The sequence below is a fragment of the Martelella alba genome (assembly GCF_006516955.1).
GTDB lineage: Bacteria > Pseudomonadota > Alphaproteobacteria > Rhizobiales > Rhizobiaceae > Martelella > Martelella alba.
On the sequence record NZ_VHLG01000002.1, the window covers coordinates 411,606 to 429,757 of the forward strand.

17 protein-coding genes are annotated in these 18,152 nt (G+C 59.5%); 6 read left to right on the top strand and 11 right to left on the bottom strand.

All coding sequences use genetic code 11. From position 1 onward, the window contains the following. Window positions 1–116: 116 nt before the first annotated feature. Together FJU08_RS05330 and FJU08_RS05335 are read left to right on the top strand one after the other, a co-directional pair. A complete protein-coding gene (locus FJU08_RS05330) occupies window positions 117–1,454 on the top strand; it encodes a glycosyltransferase (protein ID WP_141147929.1) in 1,338 nt (445 codons plus the stop codon). A gap of 3 nt (window positions 1,455–1,457) precedes the next feature. Then, entirely contained in the window at window positions 1,458–2,198 is a 741-nt protein-coding gene (locus tag FJU08_RS05335) for an HAD-IIB family hydrolase (protein ID WP_141147930.1), read from the top strand. Window positions 2,199–2,211: 13 nt separating this feature from the next. On the opposite strand, the gene FJU08_RS05340 is transcribed toward FJU08_RS05335, so the two are convergent. From FJU08_RS05340 to FJU08_RS05350, 3 genes are all read right to left on the bottom strand, one after another. Beyond that, window positions 2,212–2,469, bottom strand: a complete 258-nt coding sequence (locus FJU08_RS05340; protein ID WP_141147931.1) for a hypothetical protein — start codon at window positions 2,467–2,469, stop codon at window positions 2,212–2,214. 181 nt (window positions 2,470–2,650) lie between these two features. After that, window positions 2,651–3,256, bottom strand: a complete 606-nt coding sequence (gene leuD, locus FJU08_RS05345) for a 3-isopropylmalate dehydratase small subunit (protein WP_141147932.1) — start codon at window positions 3,254–3,256, stop codon at window positions 2,651–2,653. Between the two features lie 161 nt (window positions 3,257–3,417). Further along, entirely contained in the window at window positions 3,418–3,660 is a 243-nt protein-coding gene (locus FJU08_RS05350; protein ID WP_141147933.1) for a hypothetical protein, read from the bottom strand. A gap of 159 nt (window positions 3,661–3,819) precedes the next feature. Between FJU08_RS05350 and FJU08_RS05355 the strand changes: the two genes are divergently transcribed. The 4 genes from FJU08_RS05355 to FJU08_RS05370 all read left to right on the top strand — a co-directional run bounded on the left by FJU08_RS05355 (window position 3,820) and on the right by FJU08_RS05370 (window position 6,706). Next, window positions 3,820–4,716: an HpcH/HpaI aldolase/citrate lyase family protein gene (locus FJU08_RS05355; protein ID WP_141147934.1), complete on the top strand. Its 897-nt coding sequence runs from the start codon at window positions 3,820–3,822 to the stop codon at window positions 4,714–4,716. Further along, complete coding sequence (locus FJU08_RS05360; RefSeq protein WP_141147935.1) at window positions 4,713–4,919, top strand: DUF1737 domain-containing protein; 207 nt, start codon at window positions 4,713–4,715, stop codon at window positions 4,917–4,919. The genes FJU08_RS05355 and FJU08_RS05360 overlap by 4 nt, the downstream gene beginning before the upstream one ends. Window positions 4,920–5,064: 145 nt before the next feature. Then, complete coding sequence (locus FJU08_RS05365; protein ID WP_141147936.1) at window positions 5,065–6,144, top strand: enoyl-CoA hydratase/isomerase family protein; 1,080 nt, start codon at window positions 5,065–5,067, stop codon at window positions 6,142–6,144. Between the two features lie 127 nt (window positions 6,145–6,271). Continuing rightward, window positions 6,272–6,706, top strand: coding sequence for a hypothetical protein (locus FJU08_RS05370; RefSeq protein ID WP_141147937.1), 435 nt, complete (start codon window positions 6,272–6,274; stop codon window positions 6,704–6,706). A gap of 174 nt (window positions 6,707–6,880) precedes the next feature. Here FJU08_RS05370 and FJU08_RS05375 read toward each other — a convergent pair whose 3' ends face one another. The 8 genes from FJU08_RS05375 to infB all read right to left on the bottom strand — a co-directional run bounded on the left by FJU08_RS05375 (window position 6,881) and on the right by infB (window position 18,110). Next, entirely contained in the window at window positions 6,881–7,285 is a 405-nt protein-coding gene (locus FJU08_RS05375) for a bleomycin resistance protein (RefSeq protein WP_141147938.1), read from the bottom strand. Further along, a complete protein-coding gene (locus FJU08_RS05380) occupies window positions 7,282–8,298 on the bottom strand; it encodes a class I SAM-dependent methyltransferase (protein ID WP_141147939.1) in 1,017 nt (338 codons plus the stop codon). The genes FJU08_RS05375 and FJU08_RS05380 overlap by 4 nt, the downstream gene beginning before the upstream one ends. A gap of 82 nt (window positions 8,299–8,380) precedes the next feature. Further along, the gene (gene pnp, locus FJU08_RS05385; RefSeq protein WP_141147940.1) at window positions 8,381–10,525 is read right to left on the bottom strand and encodes a polyribonucleotide nucleotidyltransferase; all 2,145 of its coding nucleotides are present in this window, start codon (window positions 10,523–10,525) and stop codon (window positions 8,381–8,383) included. Between the two features lie 279 nt (window positions 10,526–10,804). Further along, window positions 10,805–11,074 carry a 30S ribosomal protein S15 gene (gene rpsO, locus FJU08_RS05390; RefSeq protein WP_141147941.1) on the bottom strand — a complete coding sequence of 90 codons (270 nt, stop codon included), beginning with the start codon at window positions 11,072–11,074 and terminating at the stop codon, window positions 10,805–10,807. Between the two features lie 178 nt (window positions 11,075–11,252). Further along, window positions 11,253–12,401, bottom strand: coding sequence for an amidohydrolase (locus FJU08_RS05395; protein WP_141148146.1), 1,149 nt, complete (start codon window positions 12,399–12,401; stop codon window positions 11,253–11,255). Between the two features lie 138 nt (window positions 12,402–12,539). Continuing rightward, window positions 12,540–13,472, bottom strand: coding sequence for a tRNA pseudouridine(55) synthase TruB (gene truB, locus FJU08_RS05400; protein ID WP_141147942.1), 933 nt, complete (start codon window positions 13,470–13,472; stop codon window positions 12,540–12,542). 2 nt (window positions 13,473–13,474) lie between these two features. Then, on the bottom strand, window positions 13,475–13,897 hold the full coding sequence (gene rbfA, locus FJU08_RS05405; RefSeq protein ID WP_141147943.1) for a 30S ribosome-binding factor RbfA: 423 nt from the start codon (window positions 13,895–13,897) through the stop codon (window positions 13,475–13,477). A 1,276-nt stretch (window positions 13,898–15,173) separates the two neighbouring features. Further along, a complete protein-coding gene (infB, locus tag FJU08_RS05410; protein ID WP_141147944.1) occupies window positions 15,174–18,110 on the bottom strand; it encodes a translation initiation factor IF-2 in 2,937 nt (978 codons plus the stop codon). Window positions 18,111–18,152: the final 42 nt, after the last annotated feature.

An 18,152-nucleotide genomic window follows, 5' to 3' on the forward strand; every position in this document is an offset into this window, starting at 1 on the left:
CGTTCGCCTCATCATGCCTGCGGCCCGAATTGTATTTCCGGACGAATGACAAGTTTTTATGAAATTCCTGATGGGGTTGATAGCCGTGGCGCAAAATTGTAATAAAGGTATCCATTATGACAGAAGCACCTGAAACTGATAAATTTCCAAGTATTGCCCTGATTTCAACCCATGGATACGTTTCTGCCGATCCGCCGCTTGGCGCCGCTGACACGGGCGGTCAGGTCGTATACGTTCTTGAACTTGCAAAAAAGCTCGCCCAGCTCGGCTATTCTGTAGACCTCTATACCCGCCGCTTTGAGGATCAGCCAGAGATTGACATTGTCGATGATCGCGTCAGGGTTGTCCGCGTCCCCTGCGGTGGCAAGGATTTCATTCCGAAAGAATATCTCTATCGCCATCTGCTCGAATGGAGCGAGAATGCGCTGCGCTACATGCGTCGCAACAACCTCACCTATGACTTCATCAATTCACATTACTGGGATGCAGGCTTTGCCGGCATGCGCCTGTCGGAAGCGCTGGACATTCCGCATCTGCACACGCCGCATTCGCTCGGCATCTGGAAGAAGCGCCAGATGGAGACCGACTATCCGGACCGCGCCGACCAGTTCGAAAAGGACTTCAACTTCTCTGAGCGTATTCGCTTCGAAAACCAGATCTATCGCAGCTGTGATGCCGTGATCGCCACGACCCCATTGCAGGTCGACATGATCGTCGACGACTATTCGCTGAAGGAAGACCGGGTCTACATGATCCCGCCGGGCTATGACGATAACCGTTTCTATCCCGTATCAGCCGCCTCCCGGCAGATGCTGCGTGAAAAATTCGGCTTCACAGGCAAGACCGTTCTGTCGCTGGGCCGCCTTGCGACCAACAAGGGCTATGATCTCCTGATTGATGGTTTCGCGATTCTGGCCGAGCGTGTTCCTGACGCCCGGCTGCATCTGGCCGTGGGCGGTGAAAATATGGACGAGCTGGAAACCCGTATTCTCAGCGAACTAAAGGATCAGGTACAGACACTCGGGCTTGAGGACAAGGTCGAATTTTCCGGCTATGTCTCCGATGAGGACCTGCCCGACATCTATCGCGCCGCCGATCTTTTCGTGCTCTCAAGCCGCTACGAACCCTTCGGCATGACCGCGATTGAGGCCATGGCAAGCGGCACGCCGACAGTGGTGACCACCAATGGCGGGCTTTACCGCGCCATCAGTTTCGGCCGACACGCCCTGTTTGCCGATACGTTCGACAAATATGACCTCGGCATCATGATGATGAAGCCGTTCAGGCACAAGCGGCTGAATGACCGGCTGTCACGCATGGGCGCCCACAAGGCCCGCAGCCTGTTCACCTGGACAGGCATCGCCCAGCAGCTGATTTCGCTGGTCGAGGGACGGCCGATCCGCCAGTCGCTGCGCGACAGCGACTGGGCCGAACCCTGGCATGATGGCGACTGAGCCATGAAACCACGCCTGTTTTCCTCCGATCTCGACGGCACGCTTGTCGGCGATCCGGCCGCAACCGCCCGGTTCCGCACGGCCTTCGAGGCACTCGCTCCCGAAGACAGGCCAGTGCTGGTCTATAATAGCGGCCGGCTGATCGATGACATGCTGGATCTGATCCCCAAAGCAGGCCTGCCGGAACCGGACTTTCTGATCGGCGGTGTCGGCACCATGCTGCATGGTCTTGGTGACAGCCGCATCGCTGATGGTTTTGCAGCGCAGATCGGCGCCGGCTTCGACGCCAGCAAGATCGCTGCGATCATGGGCGAAATTCCCGATGTCCACCGTCAGCCGGAACGCTATCAGCACGGGCTGAAATCAAGCTGGTATCTCAAAGACGCCGATTCCGCCCGGCTGCATTCGATCGAACGCCGGCTTAAATCCGCAGGCCTCGATATCAAACTGGTCTATTCTTCCGCGCGCGATCTCGATGTGCTGCCGCGTGCCGCCGACAAGGGAGCGACACTCGCCTTCCTTGCTGCCCGGCTCGGCGTCGACATGCAATCGGTTATCGTTGCCGGTGACACCGGCAACGACCGCGCCATGTTCGAGATGGATGGTGTCCGCGGCATCATCCCGGCCAATGGCTTTGACGAATTGCGTGCGCTTGCCACCACTGAGGCGCGGGTCTACCAGGCACGCGCCGCAATCGCCGATGGCGTCATCGAGGGCCTGAAGCATTTCGGCCTGCCGCTTTGATGCAACCGCACAATCAGTGATCGATCGTTAGCGGACATGGCTGTGTTGATTTGATCGTAACCGCCGTTCGGCTGCCCAGACAGTCATAATAGCAAATCTTGTTTCTGCCGCTGACTTCCTCATCCTTGCGAAGACAGGTGACCGCAAGCAGGTCGTCTCCAGCTTCAACGCTGTTCAATCCAGTTCCACTGGACAATTGAGCACTTTCGGCCGCAGCAAATGAAGTGATCGAAGCCGCGAACAACACAATACCGAGCATTGCAGATTTCATCAGAATGTCCCCCAACATCACATGGATACAATCTATTGCCCTCATAGATTGAACACTGCGAACGTAACACGCACCACCCCTAATGGCAACATCATGGATAAAGCAACCGGAAACCTGCAGAAAACAAAACCGGCCGGTGTCTCCACCAGCCGGTCGAAATGAAATATCTCAGTCTCTGATTTCAGGCCCAGGGGCGATCGGCAGCGAGCCGGGCCTCATAGGTGGCAATATCGCCCTGCTTTTCCATGGTCAGCGAGATATCATCAAGACCGTTCAGCAGGCAGTGCCGCTTGAAGCTGTCGAGCTCGAAACTGATCGAACCACCATCGGGACCGCTGATTTCCTGCTTTTCGAGATCAACCGTGATGATGGCGTTGGAGCCGCGCTCGGCATCGTCCATCAGCTTTTCCAGCTCTTCCGGCGATACCTTGATCGGCAGAATGCCGTTCTTGAAACAGTTATTGTAGAAGATATCGGCAAAGCTGGTGGAGATCACACAGCGAATGCCAAAATCAGCCAGCGCCCAGGGCGCATGTTCGCGCGAGGATCCACAGCCGAAATTGTCACCGGCAACAAGGATCTTGGCCTGACGATAAGCCGGCTTGTTCAGCACGAAATCAGTATTTTCCGAGCCATCTTCATTATAACGCGCTTCGGCAAAGAGGCCCTTGCCGAGACCGGTGCGCTTGATCGTCTTCAGGTAATCCTTCGGAATGATCATGTCGGTGTCGATATTGACAACCGGAAGCGGCGCCGCAACGCCTGTAAGCTTGACGAATTTTTCCATGGCACGTCCTCAGCGCGTTTCTGAAGGCAGATTTTGTTTGAGAACGGGATAAAGGGCTTTTGCGCATTTTTCAATGGCAAACTGTACCTGAGGGTACGCCCATATACATTCACGATGAAAGCGCCGCGACAAAACGACGCTCCCAAAGGAACCTCTTGGCTCTACAGATCGATGATCTTGCCGCGACCATCATCCCAGACGCGCATGTCTTCCTGACGTGCCTGCCTGCGGCGCGCGCGCACCGGAACCGCCGAGCGCTCGAGCCGCGCGGCGAAAAGGCGCGCGAGAGACAGCACGGCAAGAACGCCAATCAGCGCAAAGCCGACAGAAGCTGCAAAGACCGTCAGAACCGCAATAGCGGCAAGACCGACGATCGCCATCAGTACCGAACGGATATTCTGCATCGTCAAAATCCTTTCACATTTGACAATCTGGCGCTTTGGCAGTTCTTTCGCAAGGGGCGAATGCAAATTTGTCTCTCTGAATAATGATCAATAAGCTGAAACAAGGTTTCGGCACCCCGCAACCGCATTACTTATAGAAAATATGGTAGGACTAAGGCTATGGACCGGATTAAGCTGCGCCGCTCTGTTTTGTGTGTTCCGGCAGTCAATCGCCGCGCGCTAGCGAAAACCGCCACGCTCGACTGCGATGCCGTGATCTTCGATCTCGAAGACGCGGTTGCCCGCGAACGCAAGGCCGAAGCGCGCGAGAATCTCGAGCAGCTCTTCATCAACAACCGTCCGCAGGGCAAGCTGACGGCAATCCGCATCAATCCGCTGTCGACCGATTTCGGCCGGGAAGACATGAAGGTGGCAATGGCCTGCCAGCCGGATGCCATTCTCCTGCCCAAGGTCGAGACCGTGGCCAATGTCGCAGCCGCCAGCGCCATTCTCAACGCCAATGGCGCGCCACTGAGGGTCAAGCTGTGGGGCATGATCGAGACGCCGGAGGGCGTGCTGAATGCCCACGCCATCGCCGGCGCTTTCTCGGTTGCATCAGGCGGACGTCTGGAGACCCTCGTCATCGGCGTCAACGACCTGCGTTCCGAAACCGGTGTATTGCCGCAGTTCGGCCGCCCCTATCTGGTGCCGTGGCTGATGCAGGTGCTTCTGGCCGGACGGGCTTTCGGTCTTTCTGTCGTCGATGGCGTATTCAACAACTATACCAATCAGGACGCTTTCGTTGCCGAATGTATTCAGGGCAACGAAATGGGCTTTGATGGCAAGATGCTGATCCATCCCTCACAAATTGCCGGTGCGAACCAGCATTTCAGCCCTTCTCCGGCCGCCCTTGCCGAAGCGCATGCCATCATCGCTGCTTTCGCCGCCCCGAAGGCGCAGGGCCAGGCCGTGCTGGAATTCAACGGCCGGATGATCGAACGCTTGCATCTGGAACAGGCCGAAGCGCTTGTTGCCGTTGCTGAAGGCATCGAAAAGCCTGAAGGAGACAGCCTGTGAAACTCTACCGCTTCCTCACTGGCCCCGATGATGCAAGCTTCTGCCACCGCGTCACCGACGCGTTGAACAAGGGCTGGTCGCTCTCCGGTGCGCCATCCATCTCCTTCAACCACGCCACTGGTCAGATGTATTGCGGCCAGGCCGTGGTGAAAGAGGTCGAAGGCAAGGACTATGACCCGTCGATAAAGCTCGGCGAGCAGTAAACCGCTGCCAAATCACCGTCAGCGATGACAGACGCGCCGCCGGTCTCCAGCCTGTGGCGCGTTTGATATTTGTCATTTGCCGAAATGGCCTTACCCTCTACGACTGGTATCCGGCACGAAACAGCGTCTGAGAGGATAAGGCACGATGGATGTGAAAGTGATGACTGATGCGCCGGTTCTGATCGAAACGCGCGGTGCTGTCGGCCTGATCACCATCAACCGGCCAAAGGCGCTGAATGCACTCACCCATCAGATCATCTGCGACATGCATGCTGCCATCACACGCTTCGAGCACGACCCGCAGATCGCCGCCATTCTTGTAACCGGCAATGGCAGTCGCGGCCTTTGCGCTGGCGGTGATATTCGCGAGCTGCGCGAAAAAGTGCTCGCCAATGATGCCACGGCCATCGACTTCCTCGCCGACGAATACCGCATGAACGCCCATATCGCCCGGCTGGACAAGCCCTATATCGCCATCATGGACGGGATCGTCATGGGCGGCGGGCTCGGCATTTCCGCCCACGGCTCGCACCGCATCGTCACCGAGAAGAGCCGCATTGCCATGCCTGAGACCGGGATCGGCCTTCTGCCGGATATCGGCGCGACCTGGTTCCTGTCGCTGCCCGATCACGAATTCGGCACCTATATGGGCCTTTCCGGCGCAACCGTCGGGCCTGCCGATGCGATCCGCATGAAGATCGCCGACCATTTCGTCCCCGCCTCCCGCCTTCCCCGGCTGGTCGAGGCCATCCTCGCCCTTGACGGTGAAACACTTGAACAGGCGCTCGATCCGCTGATTGCAGGCTTTGCCACCAGCCCGGCCTTTTCGCCGATCGAGTTTGAGCACCGGCTGATCGATATTGCTTTCCGTCATGACGACGTCAGCCAGATCCTCGCCGCATTGCGCCGCGATGGCGGGGAATTCGCCCTGCAGACAGCCAGCCAGATCGAGGGGCGTTGCCCGGTCTCCGTCAAGCTGACGCTGAGGCTGATCCGTAAGGGCGGACGATCCGAGCGGCTTGAGGATTGCCTTGAACGCGAATTTGCCGCCGGTCAGAAAATGATCTTCCGGCCCGATTTTGCTGAAGGTGTTCGCGCAACGCTCGTGGACAAGGACCGCAATCCGCACTGGAGCCCAGCCAGCCTAAGCGAGGTCGATGATGCAATGATTGATGACCTCATACATCACGCAAACAGACGGCTTTTCCCGGCAAAGGGGCATTAACCCGGCAACGGGGATTTTTGAAATGCATAGAGGGCCTCATCGGTCCCGGCATTCCAGATAATTGAATTTTTTATAATTTTTCTATTCACTAGTGTTGATCTGTTTTCAAAAACTAGGGATTTTTTTGATGGGATCATCATCTTCAACATTACAAAATGACAGAACCGCAGCAAGTGCTGGCAGGCGTGCTGACGACAGTCAGAGCATAGCCAACCAGATCAAAATGCAAGCAGTGAGAGAACGGTGCCGGCAGGGCGCTGCGGAATTTAAGCAAATGCTCGAATCGATGAGCGACGAACAATACATCAAGTTTCACAGGGGCAATGGCATCAAGGACAGCGATGAGAAAATCCTCAGCACGCGAACCGGAGCCAGCACGTCAGCCGACCCGGGCACGACCGTTCCTCAGTCGGTGACTGGCACCTATCAGGAAGCCTCGGCGAATGTCATGTCCTTTGCCGGAAATGATTCAGGCGGGAGCTGGAACGAGGCAAAGGAAACGCCATCTGATCAAACATTCTCCGCGTCCAGCACATCCCAGAAACGTCACTGGAACGAATGAAGTGACTGGTCATAGGGTTTTCATCCTGGACCGCTGAAGCAGGTAGCAGCATTTCAGCGGAACAGGCTCAACACCATTGGCCCGGCAGTTAGCGCTGACGATCGGGTCAATGATCCAGTGGCGGGGATTTGCCATGTGCTCCCCGCCCGCTCCAAATGCTAAGTTCCGATTGTTTCATTCAGTTACCAGCGGTTTGAACGGCCGCAGCAGATAACCATCAGGATCGCGCACCCAGAGCTGGCGCTGGCCTTCTTCGCCATCTTCTGTGCGATACCATTTTTCTTCAGGCCCCAGCATCAGCGGCCAGTCAGCGGCGGCAAGCCGGGCAACGATCGCATCGAAATCGTCAACGGCGAGCTGCAAATTGACGCCGCCGCCGAGACCGGCAGCGACCTCATCCATGGTCCGCCCCATGCCGATTGTATCCAGCATCAGCTGCGCCTCGCCTTTCTCGAGAAAGGCAAAGCCCTCATCCGGACGGTCGTAGCGCACTGAAAAGCCGATCAGCCCGACATAAAAGGCAAGGCTTTGCTGAAGATCCCGGACGGAAAGTTCCGGGATCAGCGCATTGAACCTCACTTCACGCCCCAGAGGATCTTGAAGCGGGCATTGCGATAGTCCTCACCATGCTGGCGGCAATTCTTCGCCAGAATATCCTCGTAAGGCAGACCGCGATTGGCCACCAGCATCAGCTTGCCGCCGGGCTTCAGCGCGGCACAGGCCGTTTCGATGATCGTCTGGCCGAGCGCCGGCTCTGCCGCCTGCCCGGCGGCGTGGAAGGGCGGGTTCATGATGATCAGGTCATAGCGCGTCTTCACCGGCCCGGCCGTCAGGTCCTGCCAGAAATACTTGACCGGCATGTGATCAGACTTGCCGGCGAGATTGACACGTGCCCGCTCCAGCGCCCGGTGATCGGCCTCATAGAGATCAAGCCCGCCAAGCCGTGGCGCCGTCTCGATCAGCATGGCCGAGAGATAGCCCCAGCCGGCGCCGAAATCGGCGGCCAGACCAGCGAAATCTTCCGGCAGGCGCTCGCCGAGAAGACGCGATCCCTCGTCGATCCGGTCATGGGAGAAAAGCCCCGGCACGGTGGTGAAGCGGCCATCAATCTCGACGGCGGGATGGGTGAGTGCCGCAATCGCGGCTTCAGGCTTTTCCGGACGGGCAAACCAGATCACCACGCCATGATATTTCGGCATCGATTCAACGCCGTCAATCAGGCCTGAGAGGCGCTTGCGCATCGACTGCACGCCCTCTTCCTTGGCACCGGCAATCACGATCAAGCCGCCGGGCACCGTGTTGGCCAGCGCATCGGCGATATGGTTTTCATTCTCGCCGCGATGCTTGGTCAACAGCACCAGCGACAGATCGAAAGGACCTTCGCCACGTTCCGGCGCAACGGAGACACCTGCGGTCTTCAGACCATCGAACAGGCTTTTCAGCGGCTGAACGGCACAGATCTCCGCACCGAAGCCCTGAGGCAGGCGGAAGCCGGGCTCGGCACCGTAAAACAGCGCACGGCCCGAAGCTGGCATGTCGAGCACGCCGTTTTCAAAGGGATGGAACAGGGTTTTCAGCGTTTCGCGAGACATGGCTCAACTATCCTCGATAAGGCAAGGGGCGCGGGCAGAAATTGCCCGCGCCCCGAAATGCAGCATGTGAAATGGGGACGCCTTATTCGGCGTCGCCTTCCTTCTTGCGAGCCGGCTTTTCGATTTCCTTGCCGGTTTCCTGATCAACGATCTTCATCGACAGCTTGACCTTGCCACGCTCATCAAAGCCGATCAGCTTGACCCAGACCTTGTCGCCTTCCTTGACCACATCGGTGGTCTTGGCAACGCGTTCCGGTGCGAGCTGGGAAATATGCACCAGGCCGTCGCGAGCGCCGAAGAAGTTGACGAAAGCGCCGAAATCAGCGGTCTTGACAACCGTGCCCTCATAGATGGCGTTCAGTTCCGGCTCGTCAACGATCGAGTGGATCCACTTCTTGGCGGCCTCGATTTCCTTGCCGGAGGACGAAGCGATCTTGATCGTGCCATCGTCTTCGATGTTGATCTTGGCGCCGGTCTTTTCAACGATTTCGCGGATGACCTTGCCGCCCGAACCGATAACGTCACGGATCTTGTCAACCGGGATGTTCATCACTTCGATACGCGGTGCAAATTCGCCGAGCTGCGAACGGCTCTCGGTGATGGCCTTGGCCATTTCGCCGAGAATGTGCAGACGGCCGCCCTTGGCCTGGTTCAGCGCAACGGACATGATCTCTTCGGTGATGCCGTCGATCTTGATGTCCATCTGCAGCGAGGTGATGCCGGAATCAGTACCGGCAACCTTGAAGTCCATGTCGCCGAGGTGGTCTTCGTCGCCGAGAATATCGGACAGAACCGCGAAGCGTTCGCCTTCCTTGATCAGGCCCATGGCGATACCGGCAACCGGCTTGGCCAGCGGCACACCGGCATCCATCAGCGCCAGCGAGGTGCCGCAGACGGTTGCCATAGAGGACGAACCATTGGATTCGGTGATTTCGGAAACCACACGCAGCGTGTAGGGGAACTGTTCGGTTTCCGGCAGCATCGGATGGACGGCGCGCCATGCGAGCTTGCCATGACCGATTTCGCGGCGGCCCGGCGAACCCATGCGACCCGTCTCACCGACCGAATAGGGCGGGAAGTTGTAGTGCAGCATGAATTTTTCTTTGTACATGCCGGTCAGGCTGTCGACATACTGCTCGTCTTCGCCGGTGCCAAGCGTTGCGACAACCATGGCCTGGGTTTCACCGCGGGTGAACAGCGCCGAACCATGGGTGCGCGGCAGAAGGCCGACTTCAGCGGTGATCGGACGCACGGTCTGCAGATCACGGCCATCAATACGGCTCGATGTGTCGAGAATGTTCCAGCGAACGATCTTGGCCTGCAGATGCTTGAAGACCGAAGCGATATCTTCGTCGGAATACTTCGCCTCTTCGCCTTCGGCCGGAGCGAAATGCGCCTTGACCTTGGCCTTGACGGCATCAACGGCGGCGTAACGGGACGCCTTTTCGGTGATCTTGTAGGCTTCGCGCAGCTCGGCTTCGGCAAAGGCCAGCATCTCGCCTTCCAGCGCGGAGAAATCTTCCGGCTCGAATTCGCGCGGCTCCTTGGCGGCAACTTCAGCCAGCTTGATGATCGCGTCGATCACCGGCTGGAAGCCCTTGTGACCGAACATGACGGCGCCGAGCATGATGTCTTCAGGCAGTTCCTTGGCTTCCGATTCAACCATCAAAACAGCTTCGGTCGTGCCGGCAACGACGAGATCAAGCGCCGTTTCCGGCATTTCGTCGATATGCGGGTTCAGCACATACTGACCTTTGATATAGCCAACGCGGGCACCGGCGATCGGGCCCATGAAGGGAACGCCGGAAACCGTCAGCGCGGCCGAGGTCGCAACCATGGACAGGATATCCGGGTTGTTTTCCATGTCGTGCTGCAGAACGGTGACGACCACCTGGGTGTCGTTCTTGTAGCCTTCCGGGAACAGCGGACGGATCGGACGGTCGATCAGGCGCGAGGTCAGCGTTTCGTTTTCGCTCGGACGGCCTTCACGCTTGAAATAGCCGCCGGGGATCTTGCCGGCTGCATAGGTCTTTTCCTGGTAATTGACCGTCAGCGGGAAGAAGTCCTGGCCGGGCTTCACATCCTTGGCCGAAACGACGGTCGCCAGAACGACGGTTTCGCCATAGGTCGCGATCACGGCGCCATCAGCCTGACGGGCAACCTTGCCGGTCTCCAGCTTCAGCGGCCGGCCGGCCCACTCGATTTCCACGGTGTGGGTGTTGAACATGTCTTGTCCTTTTTCTACTGCCCGCAACGCCTGCCCATGGCCTGGTGCTGCGGGTTCATCTCATATGACGCATCATGGGCAAGACAGCTCGCCGCTTCCGTTAAGGCGAAGCGGCCGGCAATCCTGCCCCATGACGGGTCTCTCCATGTGGCACGGCCGCCCCCGGCGGACCGTTAATCCTCCTGCAGCGCCGCCACCTGCGCTACATGGTGCCAAAGCGCGCCCCTGGCGCGCCTTTTCAAAGGAAAAAGGCGGACGCGAGCGCCCGCCTTTAAAAAATCAGCGACGGATGCCGAGACGACCGATCAGAGCGGTGTAGCGGGCTTCGTCATTGCGCTTGAGGTAATCAAGCAGCGAACGGCGGCTGGAAACGAGCTTCAGCAGGCCACGGCGGGAGTGGTTGTCCTTCTTGTGGTCCTTGAAGTGCTCGGTCAGATTGGTGATCCGCTCGGTCAGAATGGCAACCTGAACTTCCGGCGAACCGGTGTCGCCTTCCTTGGTTGCGTATTCCTTGATCAGCGCGGCCTTGCGTTCAGCAGTGATCGACATCGTGTTGTCCTTTCTGTGTAACGAGGATTTAAAGTCGCCCCGGCCGGGATGTCGTCCAGCAGAGGTCATTCAAAAGCATATGTTGCAATGCTGGCGGTCATATAGGGCAAAAGGCAGACAATGTCGAGTGCCGGCAGTCTGGCTGCTGCCTGTTCGCTTCGCCCCTTGGCGCAGTTCTTCATCCGAGAAGATTGCGGGCGACGCGCATGAAGACCCGCCCGCCGATCTCGATCAGATCATCGGGAAAAGCATAATCGGGATTGTGCAGATCAGCATTATCCGTCCCCGAACCGAGAAAGAACATCGCCGCCGGGCAGGCCTTGCCGAACCGGCCGAAATCCTCAGATGCCCGCATCGGCAGATCGCCGCGATCAAAGGCAACGCCTTCCGCCGTCAGCGCTGCAGCGAGATGGCTAACCGCTTCCTCCGCATTTTCACAATGCATGAAGATATCGTCATATTCGATTGCAACGGTCAGACCGTGGCGCAGCGACGAGGCGGTAGCAACGGCTTCGGCCTTCTGGACCAGCCCGTCCATACGGTCATCGGTCAGCGTTCTGAGCGTGGCCCAGATTTCCGCAGCCCCCGGAGCGATGCCGAAGGCCCGCTCGCCCATTTCCGCGTGGGTGACGGTTACAAGCGCAAAATCGGCCTCGCTGTGGCGGCCATGGGCAAGCGCTGCCAGCACCGGCATAATCTCAGCCAGGGCAGGCATCGGCGAAATTCCGGTATGCGGCAGCGAGGCATGGGCGGTTTTGCCGGAAAGGACAATCCGCATGCCGCGCGAGGCACAATTGACCGGTCCGGCCATCAGCGATGCCGTGCCGATCGCCATGCCCGGCTGATTGTGCAGCGAAAAGGCCATATCCGGCGCGATTTCGGCAAATTGCGGGTCTTCGATCACCGCCGCCGCCCCCGCGCCGGTCTCTTCAGCCGGCTGATAGAGCAATACGGCCCTGCCGCGCGCCGGACGCTGCCGCGCCAGCCCCGTCGCCAGTGCCGTCAGGATCGCCATATGGCCGTCATGACCGCAAAGATGGCCCTTGCCTGGCACTTCGGAGGCGTAATCGAGCCCGGTCAGTTCCTCGATCGGCAAGGCATCGAGCTCGGCGCGAAACAGCACGGTTGGCCCCGGCTCGGCGCCTTCGAAGACAGCGGCAACACCATGACCGCCAAGACCGGTCACAAGCGCATCCGGTTTCAGCAGGCGAAGATAGGACGCGACCCTTCCGGCCGTTTGTTGCTCTTCACCGGAGATTTCCGGATGACGGTGCAGATCGTGGCGCAGTTCGATGAGATCGACAAGGTCGCGGTTGGTGAGAAACATGGGCAGGCTCGATATGATTGGCATGAACCGCGCCACCTTCCTCCCCTCACAGCTGCAAAGCAAGCCCGCAGCGCCCAAGATATGAAAAGCCGTCCGCACCGAGATGCGGACGGCCTGTCACAACGTATATTGCCAGTCTCAACCGAAAACGCGGCGCGGCTTGAACTGGCCCTCGGCGATCTCGCCAATGGCGATCAGCTTGCCGCCGATCGAGGCATAGGCATCCGGTTCTGCAACCGGTGCATGGGCACCGCGCAGAATGATCGGATTGCCAAGCCGCAGGCGCCGCGCCTGATCATCATTGACCGGCACATGCGGCAGACTTGCCAGCGCTTCGGCGGTATCAAGCAGCATGGCATCAAGCGCGGCCAGCCGCTCGGCATCATCCTCGATCTCTTCCAGCGCCACCAGATCGGAAAGCGGCACCAGCATATCTTCGGCAAAGGGCGCAACGAATGGCCGACGGAGCGCCGAGATATGGCCAAAGCAGCCAAGATCGCGCCCCATATCGCGGGCCAGCGCCCTGACATAGGTGCCCTTGCCGCATTCAACTTCGAAATCGGCGGTGTTTTCATCGGGGCAGCCAATCAGCGTCAGCCGGTGAATTTCCACCTCACGGGCTGGCATCTCCACCGTCTCGCCTTCACGGGCGAGATCATAGGCGCGGGCACCGTCAATCTTGATCGCCGAGAACTGTGGCGGCACCTGCTCGATCACCCCGGTATATTTGCCCAGAAGCACCTCGATATCGGCCTTTGACGGACGCTTTGGCGACGTTTCCGTCACCTCGCCTTCCAGATCATCAGAAGCACGCTCTTCGCCCCAGGTGACGGAGAACTCATAGATCTTGCGACCTTCCATCACATAAGGCACCGTCTTGGTGGCATCACCAAGAGCGATCGGCAGCATGCCGGAAGCCAGCGGATCAAGCGTGCCGGCATGGCCGGCCTTTTGCGCCTTGAATAGCCATTTGATCTTGGAAACGGCTTCGGTGGAGCCGAAATCAACCGGCTTGTCGAGGATCAGCCAGCCAGAAATCGGGCGGCCCTTGGGTTTTCTCTGTCGTGCCATGCTCAGTCGTTATTGTCGTTGTTGTCGTCGTCTTCGTCGTGATCGAGATCGCGCACCACTTCCGGCGAACGCAGAAGTTCGTCGATTTTTGCGTAGTTGTCGAAGCTGGTATCGTCGCGGAAACGCAGTTCCGGCATATATTTCATCTGCCTCAGTTCCGGGCTCACCCGACCGCGCAGATAGCGGGCATGGTGATTAAGGGCTGCAACAAGCGCATTGTGATCGTGGTCGCCAAGCGGCGTCACATAGGCTGTGGCAATCTTCAGGTCGGGCGACATGCGCACTTCCGAAATCGAGATCACGGTGTTTTCGATCAGCGGATCACGGATGTCGCCGCGCTGCAGTACCTTGGTCAATGCGGCGCGCACCTGTTCACCAACGCGCAGCATGCGCTGGGAGGGCGCCGAGGATGTAGCTCTCGTCATTTTGGCTCTGATTCTGTCGTTTACGTGTTTGCGCTCTGTCCGCATGGAACGGGGTTCGAACCCGCCCGGACAGTTCCTAGCGTGATTGGCGGGTCGTTTAGCGCGTTGTCGCCTTCAGGTCAATCGCCGCGCGGAAGATTGGCTGCCGCCGCGTGACCATCCGCCTAAAGTCGGAAACCGCCTGAAGCGTTTGATCCAGCGCAAAGCCTCGGCAGAAATCCAGCGCTAAAGATTATCTCAACAAGCAGCAGAAGGGTCTTCAAAGCCTTTCGGAAAGTGAAAAAGAGGGAGCCATTTCACCGCTTTAAAATTCAGTTTCAGAACACTTCATCTTCTCCTCCTCCTTCAACTCGTGAAGTGTTCTGGCCGGCCGCCTCCCGCTCGGCCATTCTCCCTCCTCTCATATGCGGGAAACTAAAAAACGGGCCGCGCCATGCGGTCCGTTTTCGTTTTGCCCCTGTCACTGTCTTTCAGGAATTCATCGGCAAGACGCTTGAAACCGCGTCCAGACCCGTTCGGTGGGTCATGGTTGAACGCCGCGCAATTGTGCACGCGGCAACCACAATTCAAGCTTCGGCGGAGCGGATCTGCTGCGCAAGCGAACCCTGGGCAGCCGGATTGGCTCTGCCTGAAGCCGGACGGACGGCCGTTCGGGACAGGGTGGCGCCGAATGCGAACGTTTTTCCATCTGCGCCCTCGGCACCAGCATCGGCCGCGCTGGAACGTCGGGTTTTCGCGCGCCCGCCTGCCACACGCCGCCAGCCGGCGGCGCTTTACCACCGCGCGGTCGGGCGGCAGGAGCATAGTCGTAATCTATCTGCGCGTAATAAGCTGAAGAGTCGTCCGGCGCCTTCAAATCTGCGGCCGTTGGCGAAAAAGCAGACGCTGATTTTGCGCCGGTGCTAGGCGGAGGCTTCGGGGCAGGTGCGGCCGGGCCGGCCAGATATCGCCAGGATGAACTGATTTCCGCGTTGAGACGATGAGACATTTTGATATCCGCTGTTCGACAGGCAAAAAAGGAAAGCACCGGTGCCTGATTGTTCAGCCCCCCGGTTCCGGGGCCGACAGGCTGACCGCTGCTGCGAGACAGCCCGCCACCGGACTGACCGTCTTGATCAGGCAGAAATGGCGGGCTTGGATCCGCACTGTGGCAATCGGATCTTTGAAAAAAAAATTAAATTTTCTGATAGCGCGATCCGGTAGCCGGTCGCGAAAACATGAAAAGGCCGATCCGCCTGCGCGGACCGGCCTTCCATCAACCATTACATCTGGCTGATTACAGCGTGCGGGTAATGTGTTCGACGCGGAAGCACTCGATCGTGTCTCCAGCGCGGATGTCTTCGTAATTCTCGAAGGCCATGCCGCATTCCTGACCGACCGGCACTTCGCCGACTTCGTCCTTGAAGCGCTTGAGCGTCTTGAGCTTGCCCTCGTGAATAACCACGTGGTCGCGCACCAGACGGACACCGGCACCTCTTTCGACCTTGCCTTCGGTAACACGGCAGCCGGCGACCTTGCCGACCTTCGAAATGTTGAAGACCTCGAGGATATCCGCATTGCCGAGGAAGGTTTCGCGACGCTCCGGCGACAGGAGGCCCGACATGGCCGCTTTCACGTCATCGACCAGATCGTAGATGATGTTGTAATAGCGGATCTCGATACCAGCCTGTTCGGCCGCACGGCGCGCCTGGGCGTTGGCACGAACGTTGAAGCCGATGATCGCAGCATCCGAGGCTTCCGCAAGCGAGATATCCGATTCGGTGATACCGCCGGCCGCCGCGTGGACGATCCGGGCACGAACCTCGTCGGTACCAAGCTTGTCGAGGGCTGCCTGGATCGCTTCGACCGACCCCTGAACGTCGCCCTTGATAACGAGCGGGAATTCCTTCCGGCCCGTGTCCTGGAGCTGGCTCATCATCTGTTCGAGCGAACCGCGCGAACCCGACTGGCGGGCGGCCGCCTTGTCGCGGGCAAGCCGCTGACGGTATTCGGCGATCTCACGGGCCTTGGCTTCATTCTCAACAACCGCAAAGCGGTCACCGGCCGCCGGGGTTCCCGAAAGGCCGAGAATTTCGACAGGTGTCGACGGACCCGCATCCTTGACATGGGTGCCGCGGTCATTGACCAGTGCGCGCACGCGGCCCCACTGATCACCGGCAACGATGATCTGACCTGGCGTCAGCGTACCCTTTTGAACCAGAACCGTGGCAACGGCACCGCGACCACGGTCAAGCTCGGCTTCAATGACCACACCTTCGGCGGTCCGGTCCGGATTGGCCTTCAGGTCGAGAATTTCCGACTGCAGCAGGATCGCTTCCAGCAGCTTGTCGAGATTCTTGCCGGTCTTGGCCGAAACCTCGACTTCCAGGGTCTCGCCGCCCATGGTTTCAACGAAAACCTCATGCTGCAGCAGCGCGGTCCGCACCCGCTGCGGATCGGCTTCAGGCTTGTCGATCTTGTTGATCGCCACGATGATCGGAACGCCGGCCGCCTTGGCATGGCTGATGCTTTCGATCGTCTGCGGCATCACGCTGTCATCGGCGGCAACCACCAGAATGGCGATATCTGTCGCCTGGGCACCGCGGGCACGCATCGCGGTAAAGGCGGCGTGGCCGGGCGTGTCGATGAAGGTGATCTTCTGACCATCCTGCTCAACCTGATAGGCACCGATATGCTGGGTGATGCCGCCAGCTTCTCCGGCCACCACATTGGCGTGGCGGATCGCATCCAGCAGCGAGGTCTTGCCGTGGTCGACATGGCCCATGATGGTGACGACCGGCGCACGGGAAACCATGTCCTTTTCATCATCCTCACGACCGAAGATACCCTCTTCGACATCGGATTCAGCAACACGCTTGACGGTGTGACCAAATTCGGTGGCAATCAGCTCGGCGAGATCGGCATCGATCACATCGCCGGGCTTCATCATCTGCCCTTCCTTCATCAGGTACTTGATCACATCGACAGCCCGTTCGGACATACGCTGTGACAGTTCCTGAATGGTGATGGTTTCCGGCAGGATAACTTCACGCAGCACCTTTTCGCGCGGTTCCTGCGCCTGGGCGCGGCGGAATTTCTCCTGCCGCCGGCGCATCGCCGAAAGCGAACGTCCACGGGTCGCACCGCCATCCTCGTCGGAGGTGACAGTCGTGACCGTCAGCTTGCCACGGCGGCGTTCACCCTCGCCCTTCGGACGGGCGGCCGGCTTGGCAGCTGCATCGGGGCGCACGACCTTGCCACGAACGGCGGCCGGGCCGCGTGCGCTGCGATCGTCTTCCTCAGTTTCGCGGCGCGGCTTGCGGCCACGCGCTGCAGCATCATCGTCATCATTGGTCCGGGCGGCCGGGCGGGGGCGCTGCGCCGCGCGGGCAAGCTGCGCCTCGGCTTCAGCCGGATCGGTGACAACCTTCTCGGTGGCGCGCTGGCCATTGGCGCGCGGCGCGGGACGCGCGGCCGAACGGGCCGGCTCACCAGCAGGGCGCGCGGCCTCTGCAGCAGCGGTTTCGGCAGCAGCCTTGGCTTCTTCAGCCGCACGGCGCGCAGCTTCTGCTTCCTCGGCGGCGCGGGCGGCGTCTTCTTCAGCCTTGCGCTTGGCGTCAATTTCAGCCTGGCGGCGGGCTTCCTCGGCTTCGACGACGCGACGACGCGCTTCCTCGGCCTCGCGCGCCTGCGCTTCAATCAGCGCCCGGCGGCGGGCTTCCATCTCACCGGCAGAAAGATCATGCAAAACATTGCCGCCACGGCCGCGATTGCCATGATTGCGATCCTGACGCGAACCGTTGCCCGAACCCTGGCCACCACGCTGGCGGTTCTGGTGATTACCCTGATTGCCGCGATCCTGACGCGGACCGCCACCCTGACGATGCTGCGGCTGCGGCGCGCGCGCTGCAGGCTGCTGCGGCTGAGGTGCCGGACGGGCAGGTGCTGCCTCGGCGCGCGCAGGTGCCGGTTCGGCAGGCTTTGCCGGTGCCGGGGCCGGTGCGGCCTGGCGCGGCGGGGCTGCGGCGGGCGCAGACTGGGGTGCTGCTACTGCTGCAGCCGGCTCATCTTCGGGTTTATGAACCCGGCGCTTGCGGGTCTCGACCACGACTGCCTTGCTGCGACCGCGGCCCATATCCTGGCGCACGGTTCCCTGGCTGACACCCGACGGCTTGAGTGTAAGAGTTTTCTTGCCCGATACGCTGAGTGTCTTGTCGTCTTTATTGTCCGTCATACGGTTCCCGTTCCTTGGGGCGAGAACCGGCTTTCAGGAAAA

What these genes read in the sequence shown, in the direction of transcription:
- leuD (WP_141147932.1), bottom strand. Translation starts at nt 3,256, where the DNA reads ATGGAAAAATTCGTCAAGCTTACAGGCGTTGCGGCGCCGCTTCCGGTT.
- pnp (WP_141147940.1), bottom strand. Translation starts at nt 10,525, where the DNA reads ATGTTCAACACCCACACCGTGGAAATCGAGTGGGCCGGCCGGCCGCTG.
- rbfA (WP_141147943.1), bottom strand. Translation starts at nt 13,897, where the DNA reads ATGACGAGAGCTACATCCTCGGCGCCCTCCCAGCGCATGCTGCGCGTT.
- FJU08_RS05365 (WP_141147936.1), top strand. Translation starts at nt 5,065, where the DNA reads ATGGATGTGAAAGTGATGACTGATGCGCCGGTTCTGATCGAAACGCGC.
- FJU08_RS05335 (WP_141147930.1), top strand. Translation starts at nt 1,458, where the DNA reads ATGAAACCACGCCTGTTTTCCTCCGATCTCGACGGCACGCTTGTCGGC.
- FJU08_RS05370 (WP_141147937.1), top strand. Translation starts at nt 6,272, where the DNA reads ATGGGATCATCATCTTCAACATTACAAAATGACAGAACCGCAGCAAGT.
- FJU08_RS05380 (WP_141147939.1), bottom strand. Translation starts at nt 8,298, where the DNA reads ATGTCTCGCGAAACGCTGAAAACCCTGTTCCATCCCTTTGAAAACGGC.
- rpsO (WP_141147941.1), bottom strand. Translation starts at nt 11,074, where the DNA reads ATGTCGATCACTGCTGAACGCAAGGCCGCGCTGATCAAGGAATACGCA.
- FJU08_RS05340 (WP_141147931.1), bottom strand. Translation starts at nt 2,469, where the DNA reads ATGAAATCTGCAATGCTCGGTATTGTGTTGTTCGCGGCTTCGATCACT.
- FJU08_RS05350 (WP_141147933.1), bottom strand. Translation starts at nt 3,660, where the DNA reads ATGCAGAATATCCGTTCGGTACTGATGGCGATCGTCGGTCTTGCCGCT.
- FJU08_RS05330 (WP_141147929.1), top strand. Translation starts at nt 117, where the DNA reads ATGACAGAAGCACCTGAAACTGATAAATTTCCAAGTATTGCCCTGATT.
- truB (WP_141147942.1), bottom strand. Translation starts at nt 13,472, where the DNA reads ATGGCACGACAGAGAAAACCCAAGGGCCGCCCGATTTCTGGCTGGCTG.
- FJU08_RS05395 (WP_141148146.1), bottom strand. Translation starts at nt 12,401, where the DNA reads ATGTTTCTCACCAACCGCGACCTTGTCGATCTCATCGAACTGCGCCAC.
- infB (WP_141147944.1), bottom strand. Translation starts at nt 18,110, where the DNA reads ATGACGGACAATAAAGACGACAAGACACTCAGCGTATCGGGCAAGAAA.
- FJU08_RS05355 (WP_141147934.1), top strand. Translation starts at nt 3,820, where the DNA reads ATGGACCGGATTAAGCTGCGCCGCTCTGTTTTGTGTGTTCCGGCAGTC.